Raw genomic sequence first — 19687 nt, forward strand, 5'->3', positions numbered from 1 at the left:
GCGGGCGTTGACGCGCCTCTGGGAGGCTCGACGACGTCCTCAATTCTGGTGTCAGCCCGCCCGTAGGGGCGTGTGGGCCGGGTCGACCTGCTCGCCCTCACGCACCGGGCCGGGCGCAGTGCCGTCGCCGAAGGGACGGCCGCCGAGCTGCTCGCGGTGGTGCGGTGTGAGCCAGTTGTCCAGGGCCGGGCCGGACGGCACGATCTTCGTCGGGTTGATGTCCTCGTGCACCACGTAGTAGTGCTTCTTGATCTGGTCGAAGTCGATCGTGTCACCGAAACCCGGCGTCTGGAACAGGTCTCGCGCGTAGCCCCAGAGAGCCGGGAACTCGATCAGCTTCTGCCGGTTGCACTTGAAGTGCCCGTGGTAGACCGGGTCGAAGCGGGCCAGCGTGGTGAACAGCCGCACGTCGGCCTCGGTGATCGTGTCTCCGACCAGGTAGCGCTGGTTCGTCAGGCGCTCCTCCAGCCAGTCCATCGCGTCGAACAGGCGCTGGTAGGCCCGCTCGTACGACGTCTGGCTACCGGCGAAACCGCAGCGGTAGACCCCGTTGTTGACATCCTTGAACACCTTCAGCGCGACCTCGTCGATCTCGGCCCGCAGGTGCTCGGGGTAGAGCTGGGGCGCTCCCTCGCGGTGGTACTGCGTCCACTCGGTGGAGAGGTCGAGGGTGATCTGCGGGTAGTCGTTGGTGACCACCTGCCCGGTCGGCACGTCGACGATCGCGGGAACGGTGATGCCCCGCGGGTAGTCGGGGAACCGGGCGAAGTAGGCGTCCTGGATGCGGGGGATGCCCAGCACCGGGTCGACACCACCCTCGTCGAGGTCGAAGGTCCAGCTGCGCGCGTCGTGGGTGGGACCGCAGACGCCCATCGAGATCGCGTCCTCCAGGCCCAGGAGCCGGCGCACGATGATCGCCCGGTTGGCCCATGGGCAGGCCCGCGCCACCACGAGGCGGTAGCGCCCCGGTTCGACCGGGTAGCCCTCGGCGCCGTCGCGGGTGATCCGGGTGGTGATGTAGTTGGTGTCGCGCGTGAATTCCTGCCCGGAGGTCACGTAGGCACCGGCCGTCGAGGTGGACGCGTTCGAGTCGTTGCTCACGCAACTATTCTGCATCAGCCCTGGCCCGCCCGCGACCCTTGGAGTTTCGTAACAGTCCCTTCACCCCACTGTTCAATATCTTCTCTACTTTCTATAGTGTCCCGATGGACTTTGATCCGCTCATGGCTGCGGCCGCCTTCGGCATCGGCATCGTGGTGGGCCTCACCGGTATGGGCGGCGGCGCACTGATGACGCCGGTGCTCGTGCTGTTCTTCGGGGTCACGCCGATGGCCGCGGTCTCCAGCGACCTGGTGGCGGCCGCGGTGATGAAGCCCGTGGGCTCGTGGGTCCATCTGCGCCGCGGCACGGTGAACCTGTCACTGGTCGGCTGGCTGTGTCTCGGCTCGGTACCGGCGGCCTTCGGCGGCGTGCTGGTGGCCCGGGCGTTCGGCAGCGGCGAGTCGGTGCAGCACGGCATCAAGATCGCGCTCGGGGTGGCCCTGATCATCGCCGCGGCCGGGCTGGGGGTGCGGGCCTATCAGCGGTTGCTGGAGCGGGCCGCGCGGCGCGACGGCCGGGCCGCTCCCCTGCCCGCCGAACGGCCCGACGTGGTCGCGCGGCCCGTGCCCACGGTGATCATCGGGGCTCTGGGCGGGCTGATCGTCGGTATCACCTCGGTGGGTTCCGGATCGCTCATCATCATCGCGCTGATGGCTCTCTACCCCACGCTCAAGGCCAGTCAGCTCGTCGGCACCGACCTGCTGCAGGCCGTGCCGCTGGTCTTCTCGGCGGCGATCGGGCACATCCTGTTCGGTGACTTCCAGCTCGACCTCACGCTGGCCCTGATCGTCGGCAGCGTGCCCGGCGCCTGGCTGGGCGCGCAGCTGTCCACCCGTCTGCCCGGTGGCCTGGTGCGCCGGGCCTTGGCCTTCGTGCTGCTCGCCTCCGCGCTGAAGATGTTCGGCGTCGGCAACGCCGAGACCGGGATCGCCCTGGCCTCGTTCCTGGTGATCGCTCCCGTGGCCTGGATGCTGCTGCGCCGCCGTCACGGTTTCCCGGCCCTGCCCCAGCCGGGTGAGGACGACGAGGAGGAGCAGACCGCACCGGATCCGGCCGGTCCGGCCGATCCGGTGCGGTCCGCCCCCGCTCGCTAACGCGCCTGGTAGTGCGCCGCCACCGCCGCCGCCGACAGGGCGGTCGGATAGACGGCCACCTCGTCGACGCGTCCGGCGAAGAACCGGCTGCTCGGTGCGGACGGCCAGCTGTTCAGGTTGTCCCCGCCGACGCGCCAGTACCCGTCGTACGACTGGTTCGTCGTGGTGGTGTTCTGCCCCTGCAACTCACCGTCGACGTACAGCCGCATCCCGTTCGCACCCTGGGTCCCGACGACGTGGTGCCAGCCGTCGTCGTTCAGCGGGGCGGTGCTGGTGAGCGTGGCGAAGCTGCCGGTGTACACGCCGAACGTGATCCGGCCGTTGTCGGTCATGTACAGATGTTTGTCGTACTGGCTGCTGACAGCCGGGTTACCGCTGAAGTCGAGCCCACCGCGGTTGTTGCCGAACCCGACGATCCGGCCACCCGATCCGGTGGTGGTGCGCACCCAGGCCTCCACCGTGAAGGTCGACGGTGAGGGGCGGGTGACCTCGCTCGACACATACCCGGTGCTGCGGTCGAAGGTGACCGCCGGGTTGCCCGCCACCGCACCGGACTGACCGTGCGTCACGCCGCCGGCGAAGGTGCCCGCGTCGAGCTGCGCCGAGCTGTCCGCCGCCACCGGCCCTGCCGACTGCCCGAGCCGCCAGTACAGCGAGGGCGAGTCGGCCTCCACCGCGGACTGGTAGGGCGGGACGGTGGTCGCCACCGTGACCGCGGTCGAGGTGGCCCGGGGGCTCGCCCCGGTGCCGTTGGCCTGGGCGACGTCCACCGCATAGGTGTGGCTGCTGCCGTTCGCCAGACCCGTGTCCTCGAAGGAGGCGACCGGCCGGCGCCAGAACAGTGAGTGCACGTCCTGCGTCGCGATCGGTGTGGTGCCGTTGTCGCGGTACAGCCGCACGACCAGATCGGTATCGTCCAGGTCGAGCGGTGACTGGACGAAGACCGAGATCCGGCCCCCTCCCCGGGCCACCGCCACCGGCACGGCCGGGCGGGCCGGCCCGGCGACCGGGCTCGCCGTCGGAGAGAACCGGGTGAAGCCCTGCTGGGCTACGTTGTTCACGGTGGTGAACTCGCCGCCGACGAAGATCTGGGTGCCGTCGGTGGCCAGCACCCGCGGGCCCAGACCGGCCCCGGTGCCGCCGTTCGTGTTCGGGTACCAGCTACCTACCGCCCCGGTCCCGGTCGACCGGGCGAGCAGGTGCCGCGACAATCCGTTCGACCACCCGATCTCGGGGAAAGCATCAGGATCGAAGGCGGTGTCGGCGCTGCAGTCGTGCGCGTGGGATCCGGTGTAGAGAAGACCGTTCAGCACGGCGATCCCCTGGGTGGCGCCGAGACAGCGGCTCACCCACTTCAGCGAGCCGTCCGACTGGTTCGCCGCGAACGTCCCGTCGAAACAACCACCCCCGGAGCCCTCGGCCCCGAAATAGACCGAGTCCGCGTCCACCGTGACCGCTTTGATCTGCACCGAGCAGGCGCTGCTGGCCGTGGGAATCACCGAGCCGGCCCCGAACGGCTCCAGTGTGCCGTCGGTCGCGTTCAGCGCCCCGGCCCGGTCGTACGTCACGTCGCCGTCCAGGCTGTCGAAAGCGCCTGCCACGTAGAGCTTGTCTTCTGCGGCCGAGAGATCGAGGCCGTAGACCACACCGTCGGCCGAAGCGTTGAACGCCGTGACCGTCGCTCCGGTCGTGGTGTTGACCCGGGCCAGCCGCAGCCGGGAGACGTTGTTCACCCGACCGAACCCACCGCCCAGGTAGACGGACGAGCTGCCGGCCGAGACGGCGTAGACCCGGTAGTCGGCAACCGGGGCCCAGCTGGTGAGACTGCCGGTGGAGGTACTGAAAGCGGCCACCCGGCTGCGGCCCGTACCGGCGGCCGAGGTGAAATCGCCGGCGACGTAGAGCGTGGAACCGTCCGGGCTGACGTCGAGCGAACGCACCAGACCGTTCAGGTTCGCGTTGAACGAGGTCACCAGGGCGCCGGTCGCGGCGTTGAAGGCAGCCAGGTAGTTGCGGGTGGTCTCATTCGTGCCGGAGGCCGCCCCCGGTGGCCTCACCCGGGTGAAGTCTCCTGCGACATAGACATTTCCGTTGGCGGCGGCAATGGCGCGCACCACCCCGTTGGTTTGCCAGCTCGGCGCGGCCGACCCCGGTACAGAACCCTGTACCGCGTGCGCGGGGCCGGCCGGGACGAGAGCGACGGAGACCGAGGACAGAAGTCCCACGGCGAACAATGACAGGCGTCTGAATCCGTTCATCGACGAACCCCCAGTTCACCTACGGCCGGCGTCTTCACCCGGCCACATGCACGAAAGGTAGCTCTCGGCGAACGAACCCGGACACGCTTTGAGGTTTTTGGTCAGACGGCGCTGAGCTGCCGGAACGTGCGCACGAGCAGCCGGAGATCGAAGAGGACGTTGAGCAGTGCCAGGATCCCGTAGACGGCGAGGAAGACCTTGGGGGCGCCGAGCAACAGGAAGGCGAGGCAGAGCGTGCCGTAGTCGACGGGCAGGAGCAGCAGTCCGCGCATCAGCGAGTCACCGGTCTCGGCCGGGCGCCCGCCGGCCTGGGCCCGCAGCAGCTGGTCACGCAGCATCGAACCGAAAGCCAGTGCCACATAGGCAGTCAGGAAGACCAGCGGAAGCAGCAACATCCAGCCGGAGAGGTCCGGGACGAATCGGTAGACGCTGATGGCCACGGCCGAGTGCAAGAGACAGGACTTCACGGCGTCCACCACATGGTCGAGCCATTCCCCGACCGGCGAACCGCCACCACGCAACCGGGCGAGCTGACCGTCCGCGGAGTCAAACGCGAAACCGGCCAGTAATGCGAAAGAAACCAGTACCCCTAGCCACCAGGACGGTTCGACCAGCATCACGGCGACCACACCCACCAACGAGAGAGCCGCACTGATCGCCGTCAGACGGTTCGGCGTCCAGCCCCGCACGAACGAGGCCGCCGCCAGGTATCCCCCCAGCCGACGGTTCACGAATCGCAGGTAGGCGGGCGTCTGAGCCTTGGGCTTCTGGGCGAACCGCAGCCGCGAGACGGCCTCGGCGTAGGTGAGGACGGGAGCCGGAGGATCGGCGGAGACGACCATGAGAGCACTCCTGAGGCGAACGTGACACCGCCCGGTGTCACTGAAAAGCGGGTGAACGGCGTCAAACACACAAAGGGCCTAGATCATGAACTAATGGTTGACAGGACACGAATCCTTGATCTTCCCTGAGGGGGAGCCGCCCGGGAGGACGCGGAAGTCGCCATTGACGGGGGTGACGCAACCTCAAGGTACGACAAAGTTAGGGAAAAGTACTCCAAACGGTCATTCGGGCGTTTACAGTCAATCCACAGCTCAGCGTCGGGCGCTCACCGCAGATCGCCAGATCGTCGAAAAAGGAGCAGTCACCGCGTAGAGCGGTGCCGGACAACGTCTTTGGGGATGAGATGACTCTGCGGGTCGGCTATGCGCCGGGTGTCTACGACATGTTTCACATCGGACACCTCAACATCCTCCGGCACGCCGCGGCCCGCTGCGACCGCCTGATCGTCGGCGTGGTGTCCGACGAGATGGCCTTCCGGGCCAAGGGCCGGATGCCCGTCGTCCCGCTGATCGAGCGGCTGGAGATCGTCCGCAGCATCGCCTGCGTCGACGAGGCCGTGGCCGAGGTCAAACCCGAAAAGCTCGACACCTGGCAGGATGTCAGATTCGACATCCTGTTCAAGGGCGATGACTGGCGGGGCACCCCGAAGGGCGACAAGCTCGAGCGGGACTTCGCCTCGGTGGGTGTGGAGATCGTCTACTTCCCTTACACGGTGCACACTTCCAGCAGCATGCTGCGGAAGGCACTGGAAAAGATGCTGAGCCCGGCCACGGCGTCCGCAGCGGCGGAGAGCTGATCGCGGGTGACCACCACGCACTCCTCGTCCGGCAGTCAGACCGTGACGGTGGGCCAGGTTCTGCACGCCCTGCGCCGCCGGGTCGGCATCTTGCTGCTGTGCACGGTGGCCGGCGGTCTACTGGCCGCCGCCTGGTCCACCACGGCTTCACCCAGCTATTCGGCCGGTTCCGTCGTCAAACTCGCCTCGCTCCCGGATAATCCGCTCACCACCAGCGCGGGGGCGGTGCGGGCGGTGAACCCCGCGACCGAGGCCGAAGTGGTGACCTCCAGTTCGGTCGCCGCCGGCGCCGCCGACCTGATGAAGAGCGACCTGTCGGCGGCCGATCTGATCTCCCGGGTGAAGGTCACCAACCCGGCCGACAGTCAGGTGCTCCGCATCGCCTTCACCGCGACCTCCCCCGAGCGGGCCGCTCAGGGAGCCAACGCCTTCGCCCAGGCATACCTGAACTACCGGGCCGACGCCATCGAGGCCCAGATCAACGCGCTGGACAAGGAACTCAGCCGGCAGATCGACGATCTGACGCAGCAGCAGGAAGAGGCCCAGAACCGCGCCATCACCAGCACGAACGAGGTCACCCGGGCCAATGCCAAGGCCCGCGTGACCTCACTGAGCAGCGTGCTGCAGCAACTACGGGGCCAACGGGCCCAGCTCGGCGGCGCCTCCCGGCAGGCCGGTGAACAGGTCGGCTCAGCCCAGCCCCCGTCCGCCGCCTCCGGCATCGGCCGCCCCGTGCTGCTCGTCGCCGGCCTGGCCATCGGCCTGGTCGGTGGCCTGGTACTGGCCCTGCTGCGTGACCGCACCGATCAGCGGGTGCGCGACCGCGAGCAGGTCGAGTCCGAGCTCGGTCCGGTCATCATCACCGAGATCGCCACCCGACGGGGAAAGTCGTCCCCGGGAACCGAGACCGAGGCATTGCGACGACTCGGGGCCGTGGTGGCCGCTCCGCTCAACGCGGCCCGGATGAGCCCGGTCCTGGTCATGCCGGTGCGGGGCAACGACTCCTCCGACCTGGTCGCGAAGCTGACCGAGGCCGTCGGCACCCACACCCGCACCGTGCTGCTGTGCGCGGCCGACGCCGTCGCCCTGAACGGGAGCGCGCTGGAGTTCTCGCCGAACCGGCGAGGTCTGGTGCGTTCTTTCGGTGCGGAGGACGCGGTCAAGGCCGGTACCGATCTCACCTCCCTGGCCGGCGATGCCGACGTGGTGCTGGTGGACGGCATCAATGTCACCGACCCGAGCACCGCGCTCATGCTCGCACCGTCCTGCTCGGCCGTCCTGCTGGTGATCCGGCGCAAGGTCACCCGCCTGCCGGAGATCACCGCCACCGTGCGCGAACTGCGTCACGCCGGGGCCCAGGTACACGGTGTGATCCTTTTGCCGTCCCGCCCGGCCCGCCGGGCCGGTCATCCGGTCGGAGCGCATGTACGGCCGATGCCCCTGCACGAATCCGGCCGGGTCGCAGACCGTAGGACCAGCATCGAGTCTTCGGTTGGGCCCTCGGTCAAGCCTTCTGATGAGCCTTCGGTTCGGCCCTCCGCCGGGCCTTCCGGTCAACCCTCGGTTCGGCCCTCGACTGAGCGCTCAACTGAGTCCTCGACCGGGCTCTCGGTTGAGCCCGCCGCCGAGCCCTCGACCGGGCCCTCGGTTGAGTCCGTTGATTCCGCGCCGGTTCCGAGCCGCACCGGCTGGCCGACCCGAACCGTCTCGGCGCCACGTAACGGCATCGGCCGCTCCGGCAAACCCCACGGCGAACACAGCACCGGGGTGCCCCCGGTGACCCGGCCGCAGCCGATCATCGGCGATGCGCCCGGCCCCGGCGACCCGAAGAAGCAACCGTCCCGTGGAGGTTCGTGATGCGCGTACTCATGGTCTGTTCCAGTGGTGGGCATCTCAGTCAGCTGCACGTGCTGGAAGACTGGTGGGGTCAGCACGACACCCACTGGGTCACGTTCGACACCGAGCACGCCCGGTCGCTGCTGGCCGGTCGTCCGACGATCTGGGCCCACCACCCCACCACCCGCAACATCCCGAACCTGCTGCGCAATTTCGGTCTGGCGGTGAAGACCATGCTGCGCCAGCGCCCCGACGTGGTGGTGAGCACCGGTGCGGGTGTGGCCCTGCCGTTCTTCCTGATGGCCCGGCTCCTTCGGGTGCCCACCGCATACCTCGAGGTCTACGACCGCATCACCTCACCCACCCTCACCGGACGGCTCTGCGCACCGTTGAGCAACGTCTTCATGGTGCAGTGGCCGGAGCAGACCGCCCTCTATCCGCGCGGAGTGGTGGTCGGCCGGGTCTTCTGATGCGACGACCCTGCAGCTACCCCGGGCCACGCACGGATCATGCCCGGCCCACCCGCGACCTTGTTCCAGAGCCTCATGACATGACAGCCGAGCGTTGTGTACACCTGGTACACCCGGTACCAGGTGTACACAGCGCAGACCTGCCAGCTCCCGCTCCGGATACCCACGGCGCCCAAAGGTCGGCGAATATTCGCGGCGTCCGCAGCTGGGTCTGTCCTGCCGAAGGAACGGCGATCGAACACCTCAGGAGTGAGCCATGAGCACGGATTCGAGCGCACGACCCCGCGAGTTCGAAGCCAGCTACGGGGCAGATATTTTCGTGACGGTCGGCACCGATCACCACCCGTTCGACCGGCTCGTCGCCTGGGCCGACGCCTGGGCCCGCGATCACCCCCGGGCCCGGGTGACTGTGCAGTACGGCCACGGCACTGCCCCGGACACCGCTCAGGGCGTGGTTTCCCTACCCGCGGCCGGTGTCCGGGCCCGCATGGCCGCGGCCGATGTGGTGATCACCCAGGGTGGGCCGGGCGGCATCATCGACTGCCGGGCGACGGGACGGCTCCCGATCGTCGTGCCCCGGCGTCACGACCTCGGCGAGCACGTCGACGACCACCAGGTCGCCTTCGCCACGCACATGGCCGAGGTCGGCCGTATTGCCCTGGCTACCGACGAGGCGACGTTCCGGCAGCTCATGACCCGGGCACTCACCGATCCCGGCGCCTTCCGGGTCGAGCCGGAGAGCTCCCCCACCGCCTCCACCGTGGCCGCGATCGACGCGGAGATCAACCGCATCGCCCGCCGCCGGAGGCGCTGAACAGTCGGAGACGCTGCACAGCCGGAAGTGCTGCACAGCCAGAAGCGCTGCACAGCCAGAAGCGCTGCACAGCTGGCCCGTTCCCCGTCAGCGATTCACGGCCGAGCCCCGGATGCGGTGGTCGTCGTCCGGATGCGGTGGCCGGTTGAGGCTACGGTCACCACCGCACTACCCCCGCCGGAACGGTATGGCCGCCCGCATCGGGGCCATGTCCAGCCGGTGGGTGTTTTTCACCACCAGGAGAACGAAGGCGAGGACACCTACCAGGCAACAGGTCACGGCCGCCCAAGCGCTGCCGTCGGTCAGCGTCCGGTAGACCAGTCCGGTCGGCAGGAACGCCAGCGCTGACATCAGCATCGCCGGGTAGACCCGCCGCCACGTGCGTTCCAGGCCCACGGCGTACCGCACCTCGAGCATCACCAGCAGCGCGTCGGCCACCCAGGTGACCGACCAGGCCACGGCCGCGCCGTTCATCCCCCAGATCGGCACCAGCAGGAAGTTCATCGCCAGGTTGCCGCCCAGGGCCAGTACCCGGTTCGCCATCTGCAGACCGCTGCGGCCACTCATCAGCAGGATGGTCTGGTTGTTGCCTGCCGACATCACCAGCAGCATGGCGACCGACAGCATCGTCAGAGCCGTTGCGCCGTCGTCGAACCCGGGCCCGAACACCGAGAGCACAGCCGGTGAGTACAGGGCGAGCACCAGGTAGAGCGGCCACGACAGCAGCACGGTCCACTGCGTCACGACCGACGAGAGCCGCGCCGCCCCGGGCAGATCGCCCAGGGCCAGCAGCCGGCTGATCTCCGGGGCCATCGCGACCCGCATGGCTCCCTCGGCCAGGGTGCCGGTCAGGATGAACCGGCTGGCCGCCGCGTAGATACCGGCATCGCGCGGGGAGGCCAGGGCGGCGACCACGAGCACGTCCGACCAGACGATCGCGGCCTCCAGAGCCGCCGTGACCGCCCGGGGACCGCTGAACCGCCAGAACTCGGAGGCCACCTCGCGCACCGGACGCGACGGGACCGCATCTGGATGGGCCCGCTCGATCGCCCGGGTACGGCGGGCCACCAGCACCACCGCGATCGCCAGACCCACCACGAACGGCAGGTTCCAGGTCAGGATGGCCGCGCTCAGCCCCAGTCCGGCGACCAGTGCGATCCCGGCCAGGACCGGCCGCAGGCCAGGCACGATCACGTTCTGCACAGCCGCGTAGCCGAGGATGTTGCCGGCCCCCCGCAACCCCGCGGCCAGCACCATCCCGGGCCCGGCCACGATCACGAAGGGCGCGCTGAACCGGAACAGGGTGTCCAGGTCGTCGCCCGCCCCGATCACGTCGGCCAGCCACGGCGCCAGCAGGTACAGCGCCACCGCCATCAGCACCCCGGCGGCCAGCGACGGCACCACGCCCACCCACAGCGTGGTGCGGATGTCGCGGGGCCGTTGCAGAGCCCGGTGCCGCGCCACGGCCCAGACCAGCCCGGTGTCGGCGCCCAGCTTGCCGATCGTCGTGATGACGGTGAGAACGGCCACCACGACGAAGAACTCACCGGATGCAGACGGGCCGAAGCCCCGCCCGATCACCACGTTGAGCAGGAGGCCGGTCACCGCGGCAATGCCGGAGCCGGCCAGGGCGATGGCGCCGTTGCGGGCCGCGCCGCCGAGATCGGCTCCCGGGCGCGAGGTATCGGTTGTCATGCCATGACCTCCGGAGGCCGGATCCGGCGCAGCACCAGGGCCGCCACGAGCATCATCACGCTGAGCTGGGGACCGTCGTAGCCGTAGTAGACGATCGTCAGCAGGGCCACCACCAGGCTGACGTGCAGCCACAGGTGGCTGCTGTGCTGCCACCGCACGGAGACCAGGGCCAGCCAGGCGAACCAGCCGACGAAGAGGAAGAGACCGACGAACCCGAAGCTGAACATCACGTTCCAGATCTGCCCCTGGGTGCCGACGGAGATGTCGAGCGTGGCGGAGGGCCGGGGTGCGCCGTTGCCGATGAGCGGCGAGGCGAGCGTGCCGTTGAACGCCTCCGCGTAGATGGTGCTGCGGCTCTCGTTCGTCGCGCTGTATTCCAGACGCTGCGACAGGCTGGAGAACAGTCCCACCGCATGGGCCGCACCGGCCACCACCACCCCACCGGCCAGCACCCCACCCAGGGGCACCAGGCGTCCGTGAAAAGCGAACCGGACCACCGCGTACAGCAGGCCCACCACCACCGCGATGTACAGACCGCGGTTCAGCGTGGCGAAGGCGGGCACGATACCCAGTGCGAGCACCAGGATCGTCGCCAACCGCACCCGTCGCCCGGCCAGGGAGACCAGCGCGAGCATGCACGGCACCAGCAGCGCCACATTGCAGCCCCAGCCGTTGGTGTAGGCGAAGGGCGCACTGGGCCGGGTGAAGGGCTGCGGAGCCCCCCATGGTTGCTGCACCTCGGCGAACCGCGGCCGTACCAGCGCCCCCACGTACTCGTTACTCGCGATCGAGCCCGGCAGTACCAGGGAGGTCGGGGTGGTGAGCCGGACCTCGGGCAGCAGCACCCCGAGCCAGCCGCCGAGCACCACGAACGCGAAGAAGGCCAGCAACACGGTGAGGGCCCGCCGGTCGCTGAACCGCTGCCTGCCCAGGTTGTAGACGTAGACGAACACCATGGTGGCGCCCAGATAGTTCGTCATCCGGACGCCGTAGCCCACCACCCGGAAGATGTTGTCCAGAGCCAGAACCGCCACTGCGGCCCAGATCACGAAGAAGATCCAGAAGGCGGAACCGACCGGCAGAGAGACGTTTCCACGAGCCCAGAGCAGTACGAGCATCGGTACCGCACAGATCATCGGGGCGAACGAGGCCAGACCCAGCACCCACAGCAGGGGGAACCCGGCGAAGAGCAGCACCACCGGCCAGGCCGGAAGTTCGGCCTGACGGGTGACCGGCCTCGTCAGGGTCTCAGACACCCCGGCCGAACCGGCGGCCGAGACCGATGACCTGATCGGGGGTGACCAGGTGGGACGTCACCAGCAGCGAGGCCAGGGCCTGGCGGTTGGTGGGATGGTTGCGCAGGGCCCGGGCGGCCAGCCCGAGGGCCTTGCGGCGCTTTCCGAGAGCCGCGTTGGCGAAGGCCAGCTGCCCCTGTACCCGGCCGAGACCGCGCCGCTCACCGGCGAATTCGGGGAAGCGCCGCAGCAGCCAGGTGAGTGCCTGATCGATCATCTCCCAGCGACTGGTGAAGAACGAGCCGTTGTGCCAGTTCACCCGCACCAGGGTGTCGCGCACGCAGACCACCGGGCCGGTCCTGGCCGCCCGCAGCAGCCAGTCGTAGTCCTCGGCGTAACCGCCCGGGATCTCCTCCTCGACCAGACCGAACCCGTCCACCACCGCGGACCGCCGGGCCAGGTAGGTCGAGGGATGCACCTCCATCCGGCGGTCGCGCAGGAAGTCGCGGAAGGTGAGCACCTCGTCCTGTGCCTGACGGGGTATGTCGCGGCCGGAGAAATGGATGACGATGCCGGTGGCCACCAGACTGGCCTGCGGGTAACGGTCGAGCAGGTCGAGCTGGGCCTTCAGTTTGCCCGGCAGCCACTCGTCGTCGTCGTCGCAGGCGGCCACGACGGAGTGGGACGCCTTGAGATATCCGGTGTTACGGGTGCCCGCCAGGCCCGGTGTGCGCTCGTTGCGCAGCACCCGCAGGGTGCGGCCCGGCCCGGTGGGAACCTCGGGCCGGTGGATCTGCTCCTGGTCGAACACCACGATGCACTCGATCGGCCCGTCGAACTCCTGCGCCAGCACGGCCTGTACGGCCCGGGCCAGGAGTTCCGGCCGGTCTTTGGTCGGGACGATCACGCTGACGCCGGTCACTTCGACCGGAACCGGCTCTGCCATAACGCCTTCAGTCAAACTCACGACACCTGTCCCCTAGTGCTCAGACCCCGTGGCATCGTCGCGAGACGGGTCGACCGACCAGACCGTGCTACTCACCGTGCATCCCCGGATCATGTTAGGTGACCTTTGTGGCCTTGTACCGGATACTGTGAATTAAGTTAGATTTTGCCCGAATGTGTACAAGTCATCCCAGGAGACCTCCGTGACGCTGGCCGACTGGCTCCAGACCTGCCGCCGCGACCTGCGCGCGAACGCCGGCTACCCGAAGAGTCAGCTGTTGCTGCTCCTCTTCCGCACGGCGCAGTACGTGCGCACCGGCCCACGCCCCGTCCGGGCCACGTATCCCCTGGTCGGCACGGTGTACAAGGTCTTCTCCGAGTGGTTCCTGGGCATCGAGCTGCCGGCCAGTACGCCGGTGGGCCCGGGCCTGCGGCTGCGGCACGGCGTCGGCACGGTGGTGAACCCGGCCGCGTCGATCGGCGCCGATGTGATGTTGCGGCACGGTGTCACGATCGGCAATCGGCGCGACGCCACCGACTGCCCGGTGCTCGAAGACGGCGTGGAGGTGGGCGCCGGCGCCGTACTGATCGGGGCGATCCGGATCGGGGCCCACAGCCAGATTGCGGCGGGCACGGTGGTGCTCAAAGACGTTCCGCCGGAGTCGGTCGTGCACCCGGCCACCGAAGTGGTCATCCGGCCCCGCAAGTTCGACTGACAGGGCCAAGTTCGACTGATACGCAAGTCCCGCTGACAGCAGTCAGGTCCGCTGATACACCCGCACGTAGTCGATGTCGTACGTAGCCGGAAAACGGGTTTCGGCCGTGGGATCTCCGGGCCAGCTACCTCCGACCGCCAGATTAACCCGCAGGTAGAACGGTTTGTCGAAGGTCGAGGCCAGCCAGCCGGTGGTGTCTTCGGTGCGCTCGTAGACCGGTAGATCGTCGATGTACCAGACGATCCGGTCGGGCGACCAGTCGACGGTGTAGGTGTGCATACCCTCGCCGGGCTCCTGACCGGCCGGGAAACTGTGCTCCTGGCCCTGCTTCTTGTGCGTGCCGACGTAGTCGTACCAGATGGTCTGATGCGCCTTGTCGAACTGGGACTCACCCGGACCACTGCCGATGGCCTCCAGCACGTCGATCTCACCGGTGCCGCCCTCGGTCGGCCGGGCCCAGAACGCCGGCCACATACCTTTCGAGACACCCTTCTGGACGGGGAGTTCGGCCCGGATCTCGAACCGGGCGTAGGTCCACTCGTGCAGCCCCTTGGTGGACAGGTGAGCGGAGCTGTAGTCCCGCCCCCGCGGGAAGCGCTCGTCCCGGCCCTTGCCACACTCCAGCGGCTCGTTCTCACGAAGAGCCGTGAGACGCAGCCGGCCGTCGGCCACCGAGACGTTCTCCGGCCGGTCCATCAGGCAGGAGACCTGACCACCGCCGTCGCCGTAGGTGGACTCGTGCTCGACCACCCAGTTCGCCGGATCGACTGCGCCGCCCTCGAACTCGTCCGCCCAGACCAGACCCCAACCGTCGCGCGAAAGCCGCGCAGACTCGTCCTCCATCGTGCCCATGGTCTCGCTGCGGAGAAGCACGACCGCCAGCCCGATGACCACCACCACGGAAACCACCGCCAGCAATCGTTTCACCACGCATCACCCCAGAACAGGATAGACGTGAAGAGACGCGCACAGTGGGCGGAACCGGCAATGGTGCCGATCCCGCCCACCCGGTGCCGACGAAGGTCAGCGCTGGTACACGCGCACGTAGTCGACCACGTAGTTCGCGGGGAAGATGGTGCTGGCGTCGGGCGTTCCGGGCCAGTTACCACCCACGGCCAGGTTCAGCCGGATGTAGAACGGCTTGTTGAAGGCCTGGTCGATCCACGAGGTGTTCGTCTTGTTCCGCGTGACGGTGAGCTTGCCGTCCACGTAGAACCGGATCTCACCGGGCTCCCACTCCACCGCGTAGGTGTGATAGCCGTCACCGAGATGCCCACTGGTCAGGGCATACTCGTAACCGACCTGGGGATGCGTGCCGACGTAGTCGTAGTGCAGCGTCTGGTAGACCTTGTTGCTGGTCGTACCGCCGTTGCCACTGCCGATGGCCTCGAGGATGTCGAGTTCACCGGTGCCGCCGTCGGTCGGGCGAAGCCAGAACGCCGGCCACAGACCCTTCGACTTCCCCGGGGTGAGGGGCAGTTTCGCCCGCATCTCGAAACGGCCGTACTTCCACTCCTTGAGCCCCTTGGTGCTGATGTGCCCGGAGCTGTAGGACCGGCCGTTCGGGAAGCGGGTATCGCTGTTCCCGCACTTCAGCGGCGTGCTCTCGCGCCGCGCGCTCAGCGTGAGCGTGCCGCCCGACACCTTGAGGTTCTCCGGACGGTCCATCAGGCAGGGCAGTTCCTTGTTGCCCTCGCCGTAGGTGGAGTAGTCCTCGGCCTTCCAGACGGCGGGGTCGAGGCTGCTGCCGTCGAACTCGTCGGCCCAGACCTTGCGCCATCCGGCCGGCACCGCCGGAGCGGTCGTGGTGGTGGACGTCGTGGGCGGCTTCGTGGTGGTCGTGGTCGAACTGACCGGAGGCTTCGTGGGGCTCGGCGGCCTGGTGGGGCTGACCGGCGGTTTCGTGACCGGGATGGTGGACGCCGGCGGCTTGGTGGGTGCCGGCGGAACGGTCACGACCGGGCCGCCCGCGGTGCTGTCGTCCAGCACGATGTCGTCCACGACGATGCCCACGTTGGCCGGGACCTGGTTGCCCACCACGTTCAGGTCGAGGCTCGACCCGTCGGTGACGGCCCGGTACTTCGTGGTGAGCGGATGCCAGGCGGTGTCGGTGAGCCAGAGCGTGGACCGCTTCTGCCCGCGTAACGTGCGCCCGTCGTACTCCATGATGCGCAGTGCCACGGACACCCCGGGCCGCGTCGCCCGCACCCAGGCGCGGGCCTCGTACCAGGCACCCTGGTCCGACGACTCGACGCTGTTGGTCTTGTCGTTCAGCGCGATCGTGCGCCGGCCCGGTCCGGGGTGCGAGATCTGCGCCCCCTGACCGCTACGCCCCTTGACCAGCTCCAGGCGGGCACCGGAGCTGGCGAACCAGCCCGACAACCCGTCGTCGAAGGTGGAGTTGGCGACGACGTTCCCGGTACCGGAGGCCGAGGTGGTGGCCACGACGGCCAGCGCCACCGCCACCACGCCGGCCGCAGCCACCGCGACCAGGGGTTTGCGACGCAGCCCCCTCCTCCGCCGGGGTGCGTCGCCGGTGACGCCCCCCGATTGCCTTCTCCTTCCCGCCGGAGGCCGGGCCTCCGTCGAAGAACGTTGAACCATTGTTCGAATCTCCCGTGTGTCGCCGTTCGAATGTCGGCTGCACCCGGCCGGCTGATTTCCCCGTGCCGACCGGGACGGCTTTTCTTACCGAGAATGAATGTGCAGCCGCAAGGCATTCAGCGACGCCCGGGAAACGTTCGGACGGATTTTGGGTCGACTTAGCAGTTTTTTGCCCGGATCACTCGGGAAAGCCGGTCAGTTTCACGTCGTCGAGCACGACGCTCTTGGCTCCGGAATTGGCGGACGAGCGGTTCAGGGAGACGAAAACCTGCCCGTCAACAGTGACATCAGAATCTGTCACGGTCGAATTCCAGGTATTCGGTTCCGGGCTCTGGTCGGACCAGATACGGAACCGGATCGTTGATCCCTGGGCCTGTATCCGGAGCCATTGTTTGCCGGTGCCGACGGTCTGGGCATTGGCGGCCGAGGCCAGCGTCGTGGAGACCTCGTTGACCGACTTGAGAACGTACACAGTGCCCGTGGTCGGCGACAGTTGCAGACCATAACCATTCTTCGGGCGGTACGAATTCTGCCAGCCGCCCGAGCCTCTCAGGAAGACGGAGAGGAACGAGCCCGCCGTGGCCTGCTGCCAGGTGAACGACGTCAGCAGTTCGGCGTCCCCGGCCGCGGCCGGGCCGGACAGCTGGGCCCGCACGTAGGCCCCGGAGACGTCGTCGAAGGTGAGCACACCGGCGTCGTCGGCGACCGTGGCACTCCCGTTGCTGCCGGAGGTGGCCCAGTCGGCCGGCCAGTCGGTGGCACCGCTGAAGTCGTTCTCGTACAACACGTCCCCGGTGGCCGGGCCGGGTGGTTCCTCGACCACGCTGACGGGGGTGGAGGCGGAGCGGTTACCCGTCGCGTCGATGGCCCGCACCCAGTAGCGAGCTGTTCCCGCGCCGTCCGGATCGGTCCAGGTGGTGCCCGTCACCGTCGCGACCACCCGGTCGTCCCGCAGCACCTCGTACCCCGAGGGCGATCCGCCGGACGCCGACCAGGCGAGCTGCACCCCGGAGGGGGTGAGTCCGTTCGTCAGTCCGGTCGGCGGGTCGGGGGCCGTGGTGTCGCGGGCGCAGAGCTTGCCGAACCCGCCGAGCCACTGCTGGGTGGTGCCGGTGTACGACCCGGCGGTGAAGTCGCCGCCGAACCACAGACATCCGTCCGGGCCGTTCTCCAGGGCCCAGGGCCCCATGTCGTTGCGGGCCGACAGGCTGGAGACGTAGAACTGCGGGATGAACGCCCCGGTCTGCTCGTCCCAGGCCCCGATGAACCGGATGCTGTTGACATCGGTGGCGGCCGTGATCGGGCTGCTGTAACTGGTGGTTCCGGAATAGGTGAAGTTCAGGCAGTGGCAGGCGCCGTAGATCACGCCGTCCTTCTCCGCCAGGGCCTGGAAGTCGCCACCGTTGCGGGTGATGTTGCCGCTGATGAAGTTGTAGGCGTCGCGGCCGTACTTGCTCAGGATGTGTTGCGAGCCGCCCTGCCAGACGTCCTGGCCGACCTCGAGGATCGTCTGCTGATAGGTGCTGGTGCCGGAGCCCGCGGCCACCACCGACGGCGACAGCCCGGGCACGTTGGCGGCGCCGTCCTCGGTCGAGACCACGCCCTGCATCGGTGACGGGGAGAAGTTGACGTTGTTGAAATTACCCACCAGATAGACCCGGTCGCCCTGCTCGGAGGCGTCCAGCTCGAACACCGTGCCGTCCACGTGCGGCTTCCAGGCGCCGTCGGGCGTGCCGTCGGTCAGGTTGGTGCGGGCCATGCTGCGCAGCGTCAGCGGCGCGTCCATGGTCGTGCCGCCTGCCACCCGGTTGAACCGGCCACCCAGGTAGAGCCAGTCGCCCTGGACGTCGATGGAACGCACGTTCGGCGTGTCGGTGCCCTCGTAGGCGGCGTAGGCCCGCCAGCCGGCCACGGGTGCCCCGGTGTCCGGATCGAGGGCGGCCACGCCCTCGGTCTGCGCGACCCCGTTGACGTTCGTGAACTCACCGCCCACGAACAGTTTCGTTCCGTCGGGACTGGCCGCGAGCGACCAGGCGGTGGCGTCCAGGGTGGGCCGGAAGTCTTCTCGCCACTCCCCCGTGTCCACGTCGAAGGCCGCCAGGTAGGACTGCTCGATCTGCTCCCCGTCCGCCCCGTGCTTCACGTAGCGGAATTTTCCTGCCACGTAAGCGGTGTCACCGATGAAGGCGAAGTCCTCCACCTCGGTGACCTCGCCGGCAGCGCCCCCGGTGGCGAGACCGGTCACGCCCCAGGGCGTGTCGTCCGAGGTGCGGTTCGCCAGCAGTGGACGCACGGTCTCGCCATCGGTTCCCGGGTCACCGATCGCGGTGTATGCCGGGGAGGTGAGCCGGGGCCGCAGGAACACCTGGGTGAACGGGAGTGCCGCCCGTTCACTGGCATACATCCACAGATAGCTCGTGGAGTTGTTCACCCCGCTGATGTTCGAGCCGAACGCGAACCCGGAGCGGTAGTTGTGCGCCTGGAGCGAGGTCGTGGTCAGGCGCAGGTAGTTCTGGTCGGTGCCCCAGCTCTGGCTGTTGGCAGCGGTGTAGCTGGTGGTACCGACCCGGATCGAGTTCAGCAGCACCCCGCCGCCGATCGCCCAGGTCCAGTCGGCCCGGCTCCTGGCCAGCAGGCGCATCTCCTGCCAGGTCGTGCCGGTGGTGTTGGTGGCGCGGCGCACCCGCACGCCGTCGGTGAGGGCGTCCACCCGGGTTCCGCCCAGCAGCCCCTGCACGGTGTCACCGGGCAACGTGGCCACGGCGAAAGCACCCGTGCCGGTGGGGGTGTTACGGAGGTTCGCGACGCTGCCCTGACCGTTCGGCAGCCACTGCCAGCCGTCCCGGCCCCGGCCGATCAGCACCCAGCCACCACCGTCCGTCGTCTGGTCGCAGTAGAACTGCTGCGGCGCAACGAGTTCAGGTGTCTGGAGCCAGTAGGTGCCGTCGGCGGACGCCGGGTCGTTCTGCTTGATCTCCCAACAGGAGGCGGCCGCCCGGCCGGAACTCGTGCCGTCCCGGGGCACGGCGACGGCGTGCGCCGGAGAGACGGCGACGAAGGCGAGAGCCGTGGCCGCGACCCCGGCGATGACCAGACTGCTGATGGTGCGTCTGAACCCCATGCTCTGCCCCCGTTGCCGCGATACCGGCGGATGGAAGTGGCTCCGCGGAGTCAGAGTAGGAGGACAAAGTCGGGCGTGGAGTACAAACCATCAAATTTAACTTCAGAGTGCATTAACCTCGTTTTTCACCCCTGCTCACCTGGGCCCGGACGCGCGAGA

The 19687-nt window shown here is 68.5% G+C and carries 15 protein-coding genes; 6 read left to right on the forward strand and 9 right to left on the reverse strand.

Translation table 11 applies throughout. From position 1 onward, the window contains the following. Positions 1-51: 51 nt before the first annotated feature. The gene (locus tag QSK05_RS10065) at positions 52-1116 is read right to left on the reverse strand and encodes a glutathione S-transferase family protein (RefSeq protein WP_502879741.1); all 1065 of its coding nucleotides are present in this window, start codon (positions 1114-1116) and stop codon (positions 52-54) included. 89 nt (positions 1117-1205) lie between these two features. Between QSK05_RS10065 and QSK05_RS10070 the strand changes: the two genes are divergently transcribed. After that, positions 1206-2195 carry a sulfite exporter TauE/SafE family protein gene (locus QSK05_RS10070; protein WP_285596395.1) on the forward strand — a complete coding sequence of 330 codons (990 nt, stop codon included), beginning with the start codon at positions 1206-1208 and terminating at the stop codon, positions 2193-2195. Here the strand turns inward: QSK05_RS10070 and QSK05_RS10075 are convergent. Then, positions 2192-4453: a LamG-like jellyroll fold domain-containing protein gene (locus QSK05_RS10075; RefSeq protein WP_285596397.1), complete on the reverse strand. Its 2262-nt coding sequence runs from the start codon at positions 4451-4453 to the stop codon at positions 2192-2194. The genes QSK05_RS10070 and QSK05_RS10075 overlap by 4 nt on opposite strands. A 101-nt stretch (positions 4454-4554) precedes the next feature. Beyond that, on the reverse strand, positions 4555-5295 hold the full coding sequence (locus QSK05_RS10080) for a CDP-alcohol phosphatidyltransferase family protein (protein ID WP_285596399.1): 741 nt from the start codon (positions 5293-5295) through the stop codon (positions 4555-4557). Positions 5296-5639: 344 nt separating this feature from the next. Between QSK05_RS10080 and QSK05_RS10085 the strand changes: the two genes are divergently transcribed. The 4 genes from QSK05_RS10085 (at position 5640) to QSK05_RS10100 (ending at position 9212) form a co-directional block, all read left to right on the forward strand. Then, positions 5640-6092, forward strand: coding sequence for an FAD synthase family protein (locus tag QSK05_RS10085; protein ID WP_285596401.1), 453 nt, complete (start codon positions 5640-5642; stop codon positions 6090-6092). 6 nt (positions 6093-6098) lie between these two features. Next, complete coding sequence (locus QSK05_RS10090; RefSeq protein ID WP_285596403.1) at positions 6099-7949, forward strand: hypothetical protein; 1851 nt, start codon at positions 6099-6101, stop codon at positions 7947-7949. Further along, complete coding sequence (gene pssD / locus QSK05_RS10095) at positions 7949-8398, forward strand: PssD/Cps14F family polysaccharide biosynthesis glycosyltransferase (RefSeq protein WP_285596405.1); 450 nt, start codon at positions 7949-7951, stop codon at positions 8396-8398. The genes QSK05_RS10090 and pssD overlap by 1 nt, the downstream gene beginning before the upstream one ends. 256 nt (positions 8399-8654) lie before the next feature. Continuing rightward, positions 8655-9212, forward strand: coding sequence for a glycosyltransferase (locus QSK05_RS10100; protein ID WP_285596407.1), 558 nt, complete (start codon positions 8655-8657; stop codon positions 9210-9212). A gap of 168 nt (positions 9213-9380) precedes the next feature. On the opposite strand, the gene QSK05_RS10105 is transcribed toward QSK05_RS10100, so the two are convergent. Genes QSK05_RS10105 through QSK05_RS10115 form a run of 3 tightly spaced genes read right to left on the reverse strand, consistent with a single transcriptional unit; the run spans position 9381 to position 13088 of the window. Continuing rightward, on the reverse strand, positions 9381-10907 hold the full coding sequence (locus tag QSK05_RS10105) for a flippase (protein ID WP_285596409.1): 1527 nt from the start codon (positions 10905-10907) through the stop codon (positions 9381-9383). Continuing rightward, a complete protein-coding gene (locus tag QSK05_RS10110; RefSeq protein WP_285596411.1) occupies positions 10904-12163 on the reverse strand; it encodes a hypothetical protein in 1260 nt (419 codons plus the stop codon). The genes QSK05_RS10105 and QSK05_RS10110 overlap by 4 nt, the downstream gene beginning before the upstream one ends. Then, on the reverse strand, positions 12156-13088 hold the full coding sequence (locus tag QSK05_RS10115) for a glycosyltransferase family 2 protein (protein ID WP_285596413.1): 933 nt from the start codon (positions 13086-13088) through the stop codon (positions 12156-12158). The genes QSK05_RS10110 and QSK05_RS10115 overlap by 8 nt, the downstream gene beginning before the upstream one ends. A 202-nt stretch (positions 13089-13290) precedes the next feature. On the opposite strand from QSK05_RS10115, the gene QSK05_RS10120 reads away from it, so the two are divergent. Then, positions 13291-13803, forward strand: coding sequence for a serine acetyltransferase (locus QSK05_RS10120; protein ID WP_285596415.1), 513 nt, complete (start codon positions 13291-13293; stop codon positions 13801-13803). Positions 13804-13845: 42 nt separating this feature from the next. Here QSK05_RS10120 and QSK05_RS10125 read toward each other — a convergent pair whose 3' ends face one another. The 3 genes from QSK05_RS10125 to QSK05_RS10135 all read right to left on the reverse strand — a co-directional run bounded on the left by QSK05_RS10125 (position 13846) and on the right by QSK05_RS10135 (position 19528). Next, positions 13846-14730 carry a glycoside hydrolase family 16 protein gene (locus QSK05_RS10125; RefSeq protein WP_285596418.1) on the reverse strand — a complete coding sequence of 295 codons (885 nt, stop codon included), beginning with the start codon at positions 14728-14730 and terminating at the stop codon, positions 13846-13848. 96 nt (positions 14731-14826) lie between these two features. Next, on the reverse strand, positions 14827-16287 hold the full coding sequence (locus QSK05_RS10130) for a glycoside hydrolase family 16 protein (RefSeq protein WP_285596420.1): 1461 nt from the start codon (positions 16285-16287) through the stop codon (positions 14827-14829). A 298-nt stretch (positions 16288-16585) separates the two neighbouring features. Continuing rightward, positions 16586-19528 carry a fibrinogen-like YCDxxxxGGGW domain-containing protein gene (locus QSK05_RS10135; protein ID WP_285596422.1) on the reverse strand — a complete coding sequence of 981 codons (2943 nt, stop codon included), beginning with the start codon at positions 19526-19528 and terminating at the stop codon, positions 16586-16588. Positions 19529-19687 lie beyond the last annotated feature (159 nt).

Origin of the sequence: Kineosporia sp. NBRC 101731 (assembly GCF_030269305.1) — a bacterium.
Lineage (GTDB): Bacteria > Actinomycetota > Actinomycetes > Actinomycetales > Kineosporiaceae > Kineosporia.

Excerpts from the sequence above, each read along its gene's own strand:
- QSK05_RS10105 (WP_285596409.1), bottom strand. The coding sequence starts at position 10,907 with ATGACAACCGATACCTCGCGCCCGGGAGCCGATCTCGGCGGCGCGGCC.
- QSK05_RS10100 (WP_285596407.1), top strand. The coding sequence starts at position 8,655 with ATGAGCACGGATTCGAGCGCACGACCCCGCGAGTTCGAAGCCAGCTAC.
- QSK05_RS10115 (WP_285596413.1), bottom strand. The coding sequence starts at position 13,088 with ATGGCAGAGCCGGTTCCGGTCGAAGTGACCGGCGTCAGCGTGATCGTC.
- pssD (WP_285596405.1), top strand. The coding sequence starts at position 7,949 with ATGCGCGTACTCATGGTCTGTTCCAGTGGTGGGCATCTCAGTCAGCTG.
- QSK05_RS10085 (WP_285596401.1), top strand. The coding sequence starts at position 5,640 with ATGACTCTGCGGGTCGGCTATGCGCCGGGTGTCTACGACATGTTTCAC.
- QSK05_RS10065 (WP_502879741.1), bottom strand. The coding sequence starts at position 1,116 with ATGCAGAATAGTTGCGTGAGCAACGACTCGAACGCGTCCACCTCGACG.
- QSK05_RS10070 (WP_285596395.1), top strand. The coding sequence starts at position 1,206 with ATGGACTTTGATCCGCTCATGGCTGCGGCCGCCTTCGGCATCGGCATC.
- QSK05_RS10075 (WP_285596397.1), bottom strand. The coding sequence starts at position 4,453 with ATGAACGGATTCAGACGCCTGTCATTGTTCGCCGTGGGACTTCTGTCC.
- QSK05_RS10080 (WP_285596399.1), bottom strand. The coding sequence starts at position 5,295 with ATGGTCGTCTCCGCCGATCCTCCGGCTCCCGTCCTCACCTACGCCGAG.
- QSK05_RS10135 (WP_285596422.1), bottom strand. The coding sequence starts at position 19,528 with ATGGGGTTCAGACGCACCATCAGCAGTCTGGTCATCGCCGGGGTCGCG.